We start from the raw sequence: 14,127 nt of genomic DNA, 5'->3' as shown, positions 1-14,127 counted from the left end.
TTGTGGCGTGGTGGCGCGCTACTGCAGGCATGGCGCGTCTGCGCCCGACGCCGCTAAAAGCTCAGCAATGGCGCTGCGCAATGCCCCATGGGCTTGCTCCGAGTAAGCGATCGCCGTTTTCCAGTCGTAAAACCACACGGGCATCTGGCGATTGTGTTCCGGCTCTGAGGCGTAGCGAGGGAAAATGTGGCAATGCAGTTCGGGCTCTGTGTTCCCGAGAATTTCGTAGTTTATGCGAACCGCCCCGGTGGCCTTTAAAACGGCATCACCGATGCGGGCCATGTCGAGCAGGTAGGTCGCTCTGGCCTCAGCGTCCAGATCGTTCAGGCTCGCAACCACCGGATCGGGCAGCAACAGGCAGTATCCCGGCAGGAATTGCACATCGCCCATGACCGCCCAACCCGATGCCATGCGGCAAATGACTTTATCGTTTGCGCCAGTGCGTGCCAGCGCTACACGTTGCGAGATCAGCGGCATTCATAGTCCTTGATGATGGTGTGCGTAGCGAATGGATCGCGACTACCCTTGCAGGGGGCTCTACGCAGGTTGGTCAATGTGCACCACGCTGGCGATCTGATTCACCTTTTATTGATTCGGATCGGAACCCGCAGTGGGCAAATCGTGATAATGCTTTTTTCAGATTAGAGGAAGGCGTTGATGACCTCCCAGCTTTTCCCGGTTCACGGTCTCGTGAGCTTTACCCTTGCGATTCTCCTGCTTTTCCTCGGCAAAACCCTTGTCCAGAACAGCACCTTGCTGCGTCAATACTGTATTCCCGAATCGGTTGTCGGCGGCTTCGTCTGTGCCGCGGTTACCAGCCTGCTGTACTTCGGCCTGAATATCCAGATCGAATTCGATCTGCAGGTTCGCGACACCTTGCTGCTGTATTTCTTTGCCGGCATCGGCTTGAAATCGGATGTCCGCCAACTGCTCAAGGGCGGACGCCCGCTAGTGATCCTGCTGGTGCTCGCCAGTGTCTTCATTGTCCTGCAAAACTCCCTGGGCATGGGCCTGGCCGAGGTGTTTGGCCTGGATCCCAAGGCGGGCTTGATGGTGGGCTCGATTTCCCTGACCGGCGGGGTGGGCACAACATTGGCCTGGGCTCCGCTGTTCGTCGAGAAGCTCGGCATCAGCAATGCACATGAACTGGGCATCGCCAGCAACACCGTCGGCCTGATTGCCGCGTGCGTGATCGGCGGCCCGATCGCCAACCAGTTGATACGGCGCCATAACCTGACGCCTTCCAGGGATGCCGCGCTGGAAATCGGCATTCTCGAGCATCAACCGAACCAGGGCGTGAACTACTACGACGTGCTCTGGGCATGGATGTGGCTCAACCTGACCCTGATGCTCGGCTATGGCCTCAACCTGCTGCTGGTCGATGCCGGCGTTACCTTGCCAAAATTCGTCAGCTGCCTGTTCGCCGGCATCGTCATCCACCACATCGTGCTTGCCGTTGTCGGTGAGAAGAAGCTGAAAAGCTGGAGCGGCGCGAGCCTGGGCCTGGCGTTGATCTCCGACATCTGTCTGGGCATGTTTTTGACCATGGCCCTGATGGGGCTGCAGTTATGGCAGCTCAGCGGGGCGTTGATGTTCATTCTGTGCGCCCTGACCCTGCAGGTGCTGCTGACGGTTCTCTATACCTACTTTGTGGTGTTCCGCTGCATGGGGCGTGATTACGAAGCCAGTGTGGTGGCTTCCGGATTCGGCGGGATTACCCTCGGCTCGACGGCGACGGCCATCGTCAACATGACAACCGTGACGCAAAAGTACGGTGCGGCCCACCAGGCTTTCCTGATCGTGCCACTGGTGTGCGGCTTTTTCATTGACCTGGTCAACGCCGTGATCATCGGCATGTTCAGCGGTCTATAGAGCCCCCGGGGTCTCAAGGGGCTCGCTGGACGACCGGGTTAGCCGAGAATGAAGTAGGTCTTGCGAACCTTCTCGAGAATCTCCCATTCACCCTGGGTGTTGGCGGCAAAGTACAGCGAATCACCTGTCTTGAAGTGCAGGGTTTCGCCGCCTTCCGGGGTGAAGCTGCCTTTGCCTTCGATGATGTAGCTGAATTCAGCCTGCATGACGGCGCGGCGCAAACGGCCGGGTGAGCATTCCCAGAAACCACTGCAGACGTTCTGCCCGGCGATGTCGTGGTGGACAGCGGTGCGCGTCATCGGCAGCGGTTCGCCGACGGGCAAGCCCGCAGGCTCAGGCGCGGAGAATTGAGCTTCGTTTTCAAGACGGATCAGAACAGGGGACATGGCGTTTCCTCAGGATTTGTCTTCAAGACCAGCAGGGGCGAAACCGGCCATCATCACATCGAGCCGGTTTGCCTTGTTGTTACTCAGTTCCGCGCGTTCCTTGCGCAGCACCGAACCACGGACCATGGCGCCACCGAAGTAGCGCAGCGGCTCGGGCGGGAAGGCTTTGCAGCGGCGGCCGACCAGCGCGCAGCGGCTCCATTGATCGTTTCTGCCCAGCGCAAGGCTGGCCAGGATGCGCCCGCCAAGGCGGCTCGGCCCTACGCCGTTGCCGCTCCAGCCGATGCCGTAATGAATGTTGTCGCTGCCGTTGATGTGGTTGAACACCGGCAGGCTGTCGTAGGTGCGATCGATCGGGCCAGACCAGGCGTGAGTGACCTCGACATCGTCGAGCATGGGGTAGGTGCGCCGCAGGTCGGCGGTGGTCAGGCCGATGCCTTCGGCGTCGTCACTGAACACCTTGCCCATGCGCGAACCGTAAGACAGGGCGCCGGTGCCCTTGCCAAAGGCAATCCGCCCATCCGCAGTGGTGCGGTAGTAGTCGACCAGCAATTGCGAGTCAGTGATGGCTTCGGCACCGCTCCAACCCAGGCTGCTCAGGCGTTCGCCAATGGGTTGGGTGACCACGATCGAGCTGCCGACCGGAACAAACAGCTTGGCCAGTTCCGGGATGGCGGCAGACCAGGCGTTGGTGGCCAGCACCACATGCTTGGCGGCGACCCGGGCATTGGCGGTGACGATCTGTACCGGGCGTCCCGGCTGAATGTCGCTGACCGCGGTGTTTTCATAAACCTCGACGCCGGCATTGATCGCCACCCTGCGCATGCCGCGCACCAGCGCTGCCGGTTGCACGGTGGCGTTGCTGCGTTCGAACACCCCCGCCAGGTGCACGGCCGAGCCGGTGCGCCGGGCCACTTCCTGGCGTGACAGGCGCTCGAAAGGCTCGGCACCCACGCGCTTGCAGGCGGCCAGGGTGCCGTTCCAGGCGTCGATATGGGCTTCGCAGGTGGCGGTCCACAGCCAGCCTTTTTGTTTGAAGGCAGCGTCGATGTTGTGTTGCAGGCAAAACTCGCCCAGCTCGCTAATGGCCCGCTCGGCACTGTTGGCCAGAAACAGCGCTTGCTCCGGGGAGCAGAATGAGCCGAGCGATTGAATTTTCGGCCACCACGACATCACGAAACCGCCATTGCGTCCCGAGGCGCCGCCTCCGCAGACGTCCTGCTCCAGCACCATGACCCGGCAATCGGGTTCGTGCTCCTTGATGGTCAACGCCGTCCACAAACCGACGAAGCCGCCGCCGACAATGACGATGTCAGCCGTATGCGTGCCTTGCAGGGCGGGCGAAGGCTGCAAGGAAGGTTCGGCGCACTGCAGCCAGAAACTGCGCTTCAACGGCGCAACGGCGGGGAATTTCATCGGGGTGCTCGTGCGTTGCACGGTCTGGCCCACTGTCATCGAGGTCATGGTGATCTCCAGGGCGTTTGTTTTTATGCCGTCGAAGCTATCGCCAGAAATGTAAAAAAACAACAGTATTTTTTACTGAGAGAAAATATTAACAAGATTTCTTAATTTTGCAGATTTCTCCTGTTTATCGTCATTTTCTTCCTAGCCTGCTGCCCGCGACTGGCCACAGACTTTTCGCCGAAGCCCGGCACAGTACCCGTACAGCCCCCATAACAATGACAAGAGAGGTCGGCGTGAACCTACAACGATTGGGCGGCAACGCCCGCTACAGCCAATGCGTGATCAGCGCAGACAGGATCGAAACAGCTGGCATCGTCGCCCGTGATTTGCGCCAGGACATCGGCGCCCAGACCCGCGACGTGCTGCAGCAACTGGAAGACATTCTGGCCATGGCCAAGGTCGACAAGTCCCACCTCACCCGTGTGCAGATCTGGCTCGCCGACATGGCCGACTTCGACGCCATGAACGCGGTCTACGACGCCTGGGTCGATCAGCAAAACCCGCCGGCGCGTGCCTGCGTGGGCGCAGCGTTGGCCGACAGCCGATACCGCCTGGAAATCCAGGCGTGCGCCGTCAGCTGATGGAAAAAACAAAAACAATAGATGCCTTCAGGAGGTGTCCATGCTGCATGACGTCGTATTCCTCGACCGTGACGGCTTCGCCGAAAGCGTGCGGATCAAGGAGCTGCCTTTTCCCCATAGCTGGACCCTTTACGACTACACCGCACCCGAGCAGATGGTTGAACGCCTGACCGGCGCGACCATCGCCATCACCAGCGGCGTGCCGATCTCGGTGGAGCATCTGGAGCAATTGCCGGCGCTGCAGATGATCTCCCTGGCCATGACCGGCACCGATGTGGTCGATCTCGATTATTGCCGGCGCCGCGGGATTCATGTCAGTAACGTGCCCGGCTACGGTACCCATGCGGTGGCCGAACATGCGCTGGCGATGATTTTTGCGTTGCTGCGCAATGTCGGCCGTTACCACCAGCTGCTGATGGACGTTCGCGCTGGCAAGCGGGCGTGGAGCGGTACCTATTTCGACTACCCGATCCGCGACATTCGCGGCAAGGTGCTCGGCATCATCGGCCATGGCCCGATCGCCCAGCGATTGGCGGAGCTGGCTGGCCGCCTGGAGATGGACGTCTACTTCTTCGATCGCGATGGCCACTACCAGGGTGAGCGCTACCTGACGCTGGAGCAGTTGCTGCGCCGCAGCGATGTGGTCTCGATCAACTGCCCGTTGACCGCACAGACCCGGCACATGATCGGCCGTGAGCAATTCAGCTGGATGAAGCATGACGCGGTGCTGATCAACACCGCACGCGGCGCCGTGATCAACGAGCCGGACCTGATCCATGCCCTGGAGTCGGGCCAGATTGGCGGCGCAGCACTCGATGTGCTGAGCAACGAGCCGATCACCCTCGACGAGCCGCTGCTGCACCTGGCCGCCACTCACAACCTGATTCTCAACCCGCATATCGCCTGGAGCAGTGCCGAGGCCACGCAAGGGCTGATGGATACCGCGCTGGACAACGTTAGCGCTTTCGTTTCGCACGCGTCCTGATCACCGATCCCGCTTATAAAAACAACAAGAGGTAGGTCATGCAAAACGTCGACATAGCCAGTACCCGTTCGTTCGATGAGTCTCCCGTTCGGCCCCTGCACATCAAGGCGGCCATCGGTGGTGTCGGTGGCCAGTTCTGTGACGGCTACGTGCTTGGCATCATCGGTATCGCCATCAGTCTGGCGACCACGCCGCTGGGCCTGGACGCGCTGTCGCTGGGCCTGCTCGGGGGCGCCGCGCTGATCGGTTTGTTCCTCGGCAGCCTGCTGACCGGGCCGATCGCCGACCGCTTTGGCCGCAAGCATATCTATCGCTGGAACATGGCGCTGTTTTGCGTCGTCTCGGTGGCGCAGTTCTTCGCCCAGAACGCCGAACAACTACTGGTGCTGCGCCTGCTGCTCGGGTTTGCCCTGGGGTCGGATTTCGTTGTCGGTGTATCGCTGGTCGCAGAATTGGTGCCGCGGCGTTTCCGCGGGCCGCTGCTGGCGCTGATGGCCGTGGCCTGGACCCTCGGTTTCACCGTGTCCTACATCATCGGCTACCTGATGCAGGCCATGGGCGACGATGCCTGGCGCTGGATCCTGTTCAGCAGTGCGGTGCCTTCGCTGTTGGTGCTGCTGGTGCGGCAAGGCACGCCGGAGTCGCCGTTGTGGTTGATGAAAAAGGGCCGCGAGCGGGAAGCGCGCGAGGTGATCGATCGCCTCGGCGGTGGTAATCTGCCGAAGGTAGAGAAGGGCGGGGCGAAAGCTTCCTGGAGCCAGTTGTTCAGTCGCCAGCATCGGCGTAACACCCTGGTGGGTGCGGTGTTCTACACCTGCCAGGTGATCCCTTACTTCGCCATGAGCACCTTCATCCCGCGCATCTTCTCGGCGCTGAAGGTCGAAGACAGTTACACCGGTGGCCTGGTCTACAACATCTTCCTGCTGGCCGGTTCGGTTGTCGGGCTGATGCTGATCAACCTGCTGACGCGCCGGGCGTTTCTGATCGGCACTTTTACCATCAACGCCATCGCACTGTTCGTGCTAGCCACCTGGAGCGGCATGCCGGCGGTCTATGTGGTCGGAGTGTTCGCCGTGTTCGCCTTTGTCATGGCCGGCTCCGGGGTGCTGGAGTTTGCCTACACCTCTGAGCTGTTCCCCACCGAGTTGCGCGCATCGGGGGTCGGCCTGTCGGTGGCGGCCAGCCGCATCGGCGCGGCGTCCTGCACGTTTCTGCTGCCGGTGGTGATGGAGCGCTTCGGTACTTCGGTGGCGATCGGTACTTGCGTGGCCGCTTTGGTCATCGGTGCGGTGGTCTGCCTGCTCTGGGCGCCGGAAACCAACCCGCGCTACGTTCGCTGATTTACGGCCGTACCAACCGCTCGGCCTGGTGCCGGATCTTGCGAAACAGATGCGGCGTCTCGCCATAGCATTTGCGAAATTGCTGGATGAAATGCGAGGCGTCGGAAAAGCCCGTGGCGTAGGCAATCTGCGTCACGTGCAGGCTGGTGTCGCTGAGCAACTTGCGCGCCTGTTGCAAGCGCAGCTTGCGCCAGTACTGGGCGGGCGGCTGGTCGGTGTTGAGCAGAAACGCGCGATGCAACTGGCGTTCGCTGCAATCCAGGCTGATGGCCAGTTCTTTGAGTGTGCAGTGGCTGTCCAGATGCTTGCGCATGTAGTCGATGGCGCGCTGCACCAGCGGGTCCTGGTAGACATGGGCGACATCGGCGCCAGTGCTGCGCTGGACTTCCTCGTCATCGACCAGCAAGTACTCGAGGCCTTTCTGCGCCCGGCGTTTACCGCAGTGACGGCTGATGATCTCTGCCGCCAGCTCGAACGCCGTGCCACCCGGGCAGGTGAATATGCCGTTGTCTTCCACGTAAGCCTTGTCGACGACGATCTGGGTATCGGGGAACAGCGCCGCAAATTCATCCCGCACCGTGAAGTGCACCGCGCAGCGCCGGCCCTTGAGCAAACCCGCCAGGCCAAGGGTGAAGTAGGAGGCACACAGGGCGATGATCGGGACCTTGCGCTGGTGCAGTTGATGGATGTAGCTGAGCAGCGCGGGGGCGGGGTTCATGACCCCGGATAACAGGCCACCGGCGAGTACCACATAGTCGTAGTGGGCATCCGGGTCCAGGCGCTGGGTCGGGGCGATGGGCAGGCCACAGCTGGCGCTGACCGGCTCGCCGCTCACACTCAGCCAGTCCCATTGGCAGAGGATTTGCCGGCTGTCGAAGGAGCGGTCTGCAGCAAAGCGCAACGAGTCGACGAAACCGGCCACTGGCGTCAGGGTGAATTGATCGATGAGCACGAAGGCAACCCGCAGGTCGGGCTTGAGGTGCTGGGCCGGGGTATCGTGCGGGGCTTCGAAATGGCTCTGGGTTTTCACGGTACTGCTCAGGCTATGCAGGACGAAAACGATCCTACTCCGAGCCTTTGCACAAGTACATCACCGGCCTTTTGCCGGCTGTGCTGAGGTGTCTGCGGGCAGAGTCCTGCACTGCTGATCTGCATCAAGTACCCCTGGCGCCCAGCGCGCAAAATTGGCCTCCACCTCAGGACGAACGCCGGGAGGACACCATGGGATCATTGCAACCGCAAACGCGCAGCACCGCACGGCCCTGGTACCGCAAAAGTACACAACAAACCATGGTCGACCTGCACACCAGCACGGCGGGCCTGACTCCTGAGGAGGCCGGGGCCCGCTTGTTGCGCCTGGGTCCCAATGCCTTGCCGGCCAAGGCTGTCGAGCCGATCTGGTTGCGCTTTGCCCGGCACTTCAACGATGTGCTCATCTATATTCTGCTGGCGGCCGCGCTGGCCACGGCATTGATGGGGCACTGGACCGATACCCTGGTGATCATCACCGTAGCGCTGATCAATGCCGCGATCGGATTCTTTCAGGAGAACAAGGCCGAGAAATCCCTGGCCGCCTTGCGCGGCATGCTCAGCAGTACGGCCCGCGTCGTGCGCGGCGGCCAGAAGCTGGAGGTCGATGCCGGTGAACTGGTGCCGGGCGATATCGTGGTGTTGCGTCCGGGCGACAAGATTCCCGCCGATGTGCGCCTGTTCGAAGTGCACCAGTTGCAGGTCGAGGAGTCGATGCTAACCGGTGAGTCGCTCACCGTTGCCAAGCAGACCGAAGCGCTGGACCACGAGGCACAACTGGCCGACCGCAGCAACCTGGCCTTCTCCGGCACCAGTGTCAGCGCCGGCAACGCCAAAGGCGTGGTGGTCGAGACCGGCACTGCCACCGAGCTTGGCAAGATCAACCGTATGATCGCCACGGTGGACGAAACCGAGACGCCCTTGCTGCGCCAGATCGCCCAGCTCGGCAAGCGGATCTTCCAGCTGATCATCGGCATGATGGTGCTGTTGTTCATCATCGGCTTCTTCTGGCACGACTATCCGCTGGGTGAGCTGTCGCTGTCACTGATCAGCCTGGCCGTTGCGGCGGTACCGGAAGGGCTGCCGGCGATTGTGTCGATCATCCTTTCGCTCGGCGTGCAGCGCATGGCGCGCAACAAGGCAATCATCCGCAAGCTGCCGACGGTAGAAACCCTGGGCGCGATGAACGTGATCTGCTCGGACAAGACCGGCACGCTGACCATGAACGAGATGACCGTCAAGCACGTGCTGACGGCCAACCGGTTCTACGGTGTAGGCGGGCAGAGCTACGAACCTCGTGGCCGCATTACCCTGGCCGGTGCCACCGAGGCGCTGGACTGGACCGCGCACGGCAACCTGGCGGCGTTCATCCGCGCAGTGGACATCTGTAACGACAGCAGCCTGCAACGCGATGAAGACGGGCGCTGGACGGTGGTCGGCGGCCCTACCGAAGGGGCGCTCAAAGTGCTGGCGCGCAAGGCCGAACTGGCACCTGTGGACGTGCGGCGCCTGGGCAAGATCCCCTTCGACTCGGCGTACAAGTACATGGCCCGGCGCTGTGATGTCGACGGCGAAAGCCTGATCTACCTCAAGGGCGCCCCCGACGTGCTGCTGAACATGTGCCAGCAGCAACTGGGCGCCGACGGCCCCGAAGCGCTGGATCGTGCCTACTGGGAACGCGAGATGAGCCATATCGCCGAGCAGGGTTTACGTATGCTGGCTGCGGCTTACCGACCGGTGCCGGGCGCGGGCGGCGAGATTGCGCATGACGACCTGCGCCAGGGCATGGTCTTTCTCGGTGTCGCCGGGCTGATGGATCCGCCGCGGCCCGAGGCGATCGAAGCCATCGCCCTGTGCAAGCAGGCGGGCATCCAGGTCAAGATGATTACCGGTGACCACCCGGATACTGCCGTGGCCATCGCCCGTATGCTCGGCATGGGTGACGACCTGCGCGCCATGACCGGCCAGGAGCTGGAGCAGACCGACGATGCCGCGCTGCAAGCGTTGGTCATGCACTATTCAGTGTTTGCCCGGACCAGCCCGGAGCACAAGTTGCGCCTGGTGCGGGCGTTGCAGGCCAACGGCCAGGTCGTCGGCATGACCGGCGACGGCGTCAACGACGCCCCGGCACTGAAACAGGCCGACGTCGGTATCGCCATGGGCATCAAGGGCACCGAGGTGACCAAGGAGGCCGCCGACATGGTGCTCACCGACGACAACTTCTCGACCATCGCCAATGCCGTGCGCGAGGGGCGGCGGGTATACGACAACCTGAAGAAAACCGTGCTGTTCATTCTGCCGACCAACATGGCCCAAGGACTGTTGATTGTCATGGCGTTGCTGGTCGGGGCGGTGGTGCCGTTGTCACCGTTGCAGATTCTGTGGATGAACATGGCGACCTCCACCACCTTGTCTTTCGCCCTGGCCTTCGAGCCGGGCGAGGCGGGGATGATGCGCCGCTCACCGAGGAAAGCCGGCGAGTCGATCCTCAATGCCTACGCGGTGTGGCGGGTGCTGTTTGTCGGTGTGCTACTGACGGCTGCGGCCTTCCTGCTGGAGGCGTGGATGGTTGCCGATGGCCAGGACACCGACACGATCCGCACCATGGTCCTGCACACCCTGGTGACAGCGCAATGGGCCTATCTGTTCAACTGCCGGCTGCAGGATCAGTTCTCGCTGAACCTGGCCTTGCTGCGCAATGGCGCGCTGCTGACGGTGACACTCGGCTTGATCTTGCTGCAGTGCCTGATATCCTACGCGCCCTTCATGCAAACGGCGTTCCATACCGTGCCCCTGTCGTTCAGTAACTGGATGGTGGCATTGGGTATTGGCGTACTGGTTTTCTTCGCGGTGGAACTCGAAAAACTGGTGGTGCGCCGTTGGAAGGCGAGCAAGAGCGCTTAGCTACGTATTTGCACACCCTGTGCTGCAGGGTGTGCTACCGCTTCAGGATTTTTCCTGCTGCCGGGCAAACGTCTTACGACTTGAGAAATTCGGTCTAAAGTCTTTGCTGCAGGCCCGTTCTATTTTTAACCCCCAGCACCCTCGACAGGATCGAGGCGTGTATGGCGTGCATTGTTTTGCAAACGCGCCCGACTGGATGGACTGAAGTCCAATGCCCTCATGGAGGTGGCTATTGCATTCGTCGACACCGGTATTGCCCGGTCTTCCCGACAGACAAGCAGAAATGCGCACCGGTGGCCTGTACTGGCTGGCCTGCGAATCGCCGGACACCGCTGACCGGCTGAGCACGCAGTTACTGATGAGCCTGCCAGCCTCGGCGCGGGCCTTGCTGGTGAATGCCGCCGGCGCCTCGCGCGACCTGGTCAAGGCGATTCCCGATGGCCGCGGGCCAGGGCATCTGACCCTGTTCGACCTCCCGGCGATGTCTCCCAGACGCATGATCCAGGCGGTGCGCCAGGACGTACCACGGGTACGCGGCGGCGAACGAGCGATCTGGCTGATCCGGGTGCCGCACAAGGGCTGGGATGAACTGGTGGCCGAGTCCCTGGCGCTGTGGTGCTCTCGTGCCCAGGATTGGTTGCGCTCGGTGGGCAGCACGCTGCTGGTTGTCGGCGATACACCGCCGCCGGCGTTGCTGGATATTCTGCTGCGCCACAACGACAACATTTCCGGCCTGGCCCAGGTCTACGTTGCCCAAGGCGCGCGGCATCTGCTGGTGCACTTCTGGAGTAACGACGCGGGCGTCAACGGCCCGCATGATTTCCTCCTGCTCGACGAAGGCAGCGGTTTCCGCGTGTCGCCTCGCCCTGAGGATGACAACGCCGCGCCAATCACCAACGATCAGCGCCAGGTCCTGGCAGACACTGCGGTGCTGGCCGGCGAGGCGCCACCGACTGCGCAATGGCAACTGTTTGACGACCCGGACGCGCTGCTGGAGCGGGGCATGGATGCGCAGGCGGCGACGGTGATCTTCGCCTTGAGCGGCACCGACGATGTCAACGCACTTGCCAGACGCCTGTACCAGTTGCGTAGTCATTGCGGGCGCGCGGTCAAGCTGGTGGTGCGCGAGATGCTGCAAGGCCTGCGTCAGCACGAAGAACAATTGCTGCTGGCCAGCGGCGCGAATCTGGTCGTGCCGCTGGGCACGCCGTTTCTGCGTTTTCTGACCCTGGTGCGCTCTATCCAGGGGCACCGCTGGCAGCGTCCGATGGCGGCCGAACCGTCTGCGCTGCTGGCCCGCCTGCAGCCCCTGCAGGTGCGTGGCAGCCTGTCGCCCCGGGCGTTCGCCGCCGCGGCGAAGAAGATGGCCGACAACACCGTCGGCACCGAGGTGCGTCACCAGTTGCTGCGCTTGCAGCCGTTGCCGACCCTGACACCAGCGGTGGTGTTGCAGCAGCTGCAACTGCGCCGCTATGGCGATATCGCCTGCATTGCCGGTGATGTGCCTTATCTGTTCCTGTTCGCCTGCAGCCCGTCGCTGGTCGACGCCGCGTTGCGCAATGTATTCCGCTTGCCCTGGCAGGATGTGCTCGCCGGTTACGAAAGTGTGCTGCCGTCGCAAGTATTGTCGATGCCGCAGTTCCAGTCCGATGAGAGCGCCCCGGTCGACGCCCTGGTGCTCGAGCCGACTGACGCGCAGCCGGACGTTGAGGCGTTCCGGCCGCTGCAACCACAGAAGATTTCCCTGCAAGCGCTGGAGGCGCGCCAATGACCTACGAAGAACTGCTGTGGGTCATTGGCCTCACCGCTGTATTGACTGCACCGCTGGCGATCGCCTTGTTCCTGGTGGGACAGCGTCTGGTCACCTGGTTCAATCGCCGCTTGCCGCCGCGCCACCTGATCGCCCGGGGTGTGCGGATTAATCATGATGCCGAAAAGGAGGGCGTCCATGAGTGACGCGGTCGCCACAGCGCCGGTACTGAAATGGCCGGAACTGGGGCTATGGAATCTGTACTTTCTTGCCAAGTTTGTCTTGTTATGGATGGGCCTGCTGGACTTCAACGCACTGCTCAATCTGCTGCTCGCGGCCGGGTTGCTGTTGCCCTTGCCGGGGCCATGGCTACCGCGCCTGCGCAACGTCGTTGCGGTGCCGCTGGGAGCCGCGCTGCTCTACAAGGACACCTGGTACCCGCCGTTTCGCAGGCTGTTCGAGCAGTCCGAGGTGTTGGCGTTCTCCGTCGACTACGTCATCGATCTGCTTGGGCGTTTCGTCAACTGGGACGTGCTCGGCGTGCTTCTCGCCATCGCTCTGGCCTACCTGTTCATTGCCCCCTGGGTGCGCCTGACACTGGTCAGTGTCGCGTTGTTGCTGTGGGTGTACCTCGCTGGCGCTTTGCCTGCGATCAGTGCACCGGTGCAGTCGGTCGCCAGCGAGGCGGGCACCACCCAGGGCGCCAGTAGCCCGCTGGCCGAAAGCAAGGCCATCGATGCCTGGCTGGAGCAGTTCTACCGCGAGCAGGCGGGCAAGATGACCCGTTTCCCGGAGCGCAACCCCACGGCCGAACCTTTCGACCTGCTGGTGCTCAACGTGTGCTCGCTGGCCTGGGACGACCTGGAAGATGCCGGCATGCGCGACAACGCCTTGTTCCGGCGCATGAACGTGGTGTTCGACCGCTTCAACTCGGCCACCTCGTACAGCGGCCCGGCAGCGATCCGCATGCTGCGCGCCAGCTGTGGCCAACCGCATCACATCAAACTGTACGAGCCGGCGAACGAGCAGTGCATGCTGTTCGACAACCTGGCCAAGCTCGGTTACAGCCCCGAGTTGATGCTCAACCACAACGGCCCGATCACCCGCAAGTACATGACCTTCCTCGCCGGTCAGCACCTGCCTGCACCGCTGATGAGCAGCGACGAGTTCCCCACCGCCCTGAAGTCGTACGACGGCGCCAACATTGCCCGCGATCACGACGTGCTGCAGGCCTGGTGGACGCACCGGATCAAGGAGCAGAAACCGGCGGTGTCGCTGTTCTACAACACCATCACCCTGCATGACGGCAACCGCATCACCAATGCCGATGGCAGCACCCGGCGCGCTTCGTTCCAGGAGCGGGCGAAGAACTTCCTCGGCGACATTGACCAGTTCATCGACATGATCCAGCAAAGCGGGCGGCGCGTGGTGCTGGTGCTGGTGCCTGAACATGGCGCGGCGGTGCACGGCGACCGCATGCAGATTTCCGGCATGCGCGAGATCCCGTCGCGCTCCATCACCCACGTACCGGCGGTCATCAAGCTGATCAACATGGGCGAAAACGACCAGCAAGGGCCTCTGCATGTCACCACGCCATCCAGCTACCTGGCGGTTTCCGAGCTGATCGCCCGGCTGTATGCGCAGCAGGGCGGGCCGCTCGACCTGGCGGCGTTGACCCACGACCTGCCGACCACCGCGGCGGTTTCGGAGAACTCCGATTCTGCGGTGGTCGAGTTCCAGGGCCGACCCTATGTGCGCATCAAGGGGCAGACGCAATGGATGCTGTATCCCGAATGAGCCGCGAAAAAACAGGAGG

12 protein-coding genes are annotated in these 14,127 nt (G+C 62.3%); 8 read left to right on the top strand and 4 right to left on the bottom strand.

Annotated elements, in window-relative coordinates:
* Nucleotides 1–18: 18 nt before the first annotated feature.
* Nucleotides 19–477 (bottom strand): HIT family protein, encoded by a 459-nt coding sequence (locus tag ACVI9W_RS01350; protein ID WP_461528925.1) that lies wholly within the window; start codon nt 475–477, stop codon nt 19–21.
* A 180-nt stretch (nt 478–657) separates the two neighbouring features.
* Here ACVI9W_RS01350 and gltS point away from each other — a divergent pair, with 180 nt between their 5' ends.
* Nucleotides 658–1,872 (top strand): sodium/glutamate symporter, encoded by a 1,215-nt coding sequence (gene gltS / locus ACVI9W_RS01345; RefSeq protein WP_461528924.1) that lies wholly within the window; start codon nt 658–660, stop codon nt 1,870–1,872.
* A gap of 38 nt (nt 1,873–1,910) precedes the next feature.
* On the opposite strand, the gene ACVI9W_RS01340 is transcribed toward gltS, so the two are convergent.
* Nucleotides 1,911–2,258 carry a cupin domain-containing protein gene (locus ACVI9W_RS01340; protein ID WP_461528923.1) on the bottom strand — a complete coding sequence of 116 codons (348 nt, stop codon included), beginning with the start codon at nt 2,256–2,258 and terminating at the stop codon, nt 1,911–1,913.
* A 9-nt stretch (nt 2,259–2,267) separates the two neighbouring features.
* Nucleotides 2,268–3,674, bottom strand: coding sequence for an NAD(P)/FAD-dependent oxidoreductase (locus ACVI9W_RS01335; protein ID WP_461531775.1), 1,407 nt, complete (start codon nt 3,672–3,674; stop codon nt 2,268–2,270).
* A gap of 281 nt (nt 3,675–3,955) precedes the next feature.
* Between ACVI9W_RS01335 and ACVI9W_RS01330 the strand changes: the two genes are divergently transcribed.
* The 3 genes from ACVI9W_RS01330 to ACVI9W_RS01320 are packed head-to-tail and all read left to right on the top strand — an operon-like array spanning nt 3,956 to nt 6,628.
* Entirely contained in the window at nt 3,956–4,303 is a 348-nt protein-coding gene (locus tag ACVI9W_RS01330) for a RidA family protein (protein WP_232478182.1), read from the top strand.
* Nucleotides 4,304–4,343: 40 nt separating this feature from the next.
* Nucleotides 4,344–5,288 carry a D-2-hydroxyacid dehydrogenase gene (locus ACVI9W_RS01325; RefSeq protein ID WP_461528922.1) on the top strand — a complete coding sequence of 315 codons (945 nt, stop codon included), beginning with the start codon at nt 4,344–4,346 and terminating at the stop codon, nt 5,286–5,288.
* Nucleotides 5,289–5,326: 38 nt separating this feature from the next.
* On the top strand, nt 5,327–6,628 hold the full coding sequence (locus ACVI9W_RS01320; protein ID WP_461528921.1) for an MFS transporter: 1,302 nt from the start codon (nt 5,327–5,329) through the stop codon (nt 6,626–6,628).
* 1 nt (nt 6,629) lies between these two features.
* Here the strand turns inward: ACVI9W_RS01320 and ACVI9W_RS01315 are convergent, their stop codons facing one another.
* Nucleotides 6,630–7,658: a GlxA family transcriptional regulator gene (locus ACVI9W_RS01315; RefSeq protein WP_461528920.1), complete on the bottom strand. Its 1,029-nt coding sequence runs from the start codon at nt 7,656–7,658 to the stop codon at nt 6,630–6,632.
* Nucleotides 7,659–7,849: 191 nt separating this feature from the next.
* Between ACVI9W_RS01315 and ACVI9W_RS01310 the strand changes: the two genes are divergently transcribed.
* The 4 genes from ACVI9W_RS01310 (at nt 7,850) to bcsG (ending at nt 14,108) form a co-directional block, all read left to right on the top strand.
* Complete coding sequence (locus ACVI9W_RS01310) at nt 7,850–10,561, top strand: cation-transporting P-type ATPase (RefSeq protein ID WP_461528919.1); 2,712 nt, start codon at nt 7,850–7,852, stop codon at nt 10,559–10,561.
* 211 nt (nt 10,562–10,772) lie between these two features.
* On the top strand, nt 10,773–12,332 hold the full coding sequence (gene bcsE / locus ACVI9W_RS01305) for a cellulose biosynthesis protein BcsE (protein ID WP_461528918.1): 1,560 nt from the start codon (nt 10,773–10,775) through the stop codon (nt 12,330–12,332).
* Nucleotides 12,329–12,517, top strand: a complete 189-nt coding sequence (locus tag ACVI9W_RS01300) for a cellulose biosynthesis protein BcsF (RefSeq protein WP_157192919.1) — start codon at nt 12,329–12,331, stop codon at nt 12,515–12,517. Before bcsE ends, ACVI9W_RS01300 begins: the two co-directional genes overlap by 4 nt.
* Nucleotides 12,510–14,108 carry a cellulose biosynthesis protein BcsG gene (gene bcsG / locus ACVI9W_RS01295; RefSeq protein ID WP_461528917.1) on the top strand — a complete coding sequence of 533 codons (1,599 nt, stop codon included), beginning with the start codon at nt 12,510–12,512 and terminating at the stop codon, nt 14,106–14,108. The genes ACVI9W_RS01300 and bcsG overlap by 8 nt, the downstream gene beginning before the upstream one ends.
* The last annotated feature ends 19 nt before the right edge of the window (nt 14,109–14,127 follow it).

Source organism: Pseudomonas sp. 210_17 TE3656, from assembly GCF_054821965.1.
The sequence above is the reverse complement of the archived record's forward strand: the minus strand, read 5'-3'. Positions and strand labels throughout refer to the sequence as shown.

What these genes read in the sequence shown, in the direction of transcription:
- ACVI9W_RS01350 (WP_461528925.1), bottom strand. Translation starts at nt 477, where the DNA reads ATGCCGCTGATCTCGCAACGTGTAGCGCTGGCACGCACTGGCGCAAAC.
- gltS (WP_461528924.1), top strand. Translation starts at nt 658, where the DNA reads ATGACCTCCCAGCTTTTCCCGGTTCACGGTCTCGTGAGCTTTACCCTT.
- ACVI9W_RS01340 (WP_461528923.1), bottom strand. Translation starts at nt 2,258, where the DNA reads ATGTCCCCTGTTCTGATCCGTCTTGAAAACGAAGCTCAATTCTCCGCG.
- ACVI9W_RS01335 (WP_461531775.1), bottom strand. Translation starts at nt 3,674, where the DNA reads ATGAAATTCCCCGCCGTTGCGCCGTTGAAGCGCAGTTTCTGGCTGCAG.
- ACVI9W_RS01325 (WP_461528922.1), top strand. Translation starts at nt 4,344, where the DNA reads ATGCTGCATGACGTCGTATTCCTCGACCGTGACGGCTTCGCCGAAAGC.
- ACVI9W_RS01320 (WP_461528921.1), top strand. Translation starts at nt 5,327, where the DNA reads ATGCAAAACGTCGACATAGCCAGTACCCGTTCGTTCGATGAGTCTCCC.
- ACVI9W_RS01310 (WP_461528919.1), top strand. Translation starts at nt 7,850, where the DNA reads ATGGGATCATTGCAACCGCAAACGCGCAGCACCGCACGGCCCTGGTAC.
- bcsE (WP_461528918.1), top strand. Translation starts at nt 10,773, where the DNA reads ATGCCCTCATGGAGGTGGCTATTGCATTCGTCGACACCGGTATTGCCC.
- ACVI9W_RS01300 (WP_157192919.1), top strand. Translation starts at nt 12,329, where the DNA reads ATGACCTACGAAGAACTGCTGTGGGTCATTGGCCTCACCGCTGTATTG.
- bcsG (WP_461528917.1), top strand. Translation starts at nt 12,510, where the DNA reads ATGAGTGACGCGGTCGCCACAGCGCCGGTACTGAAATGGCCGGAACTG.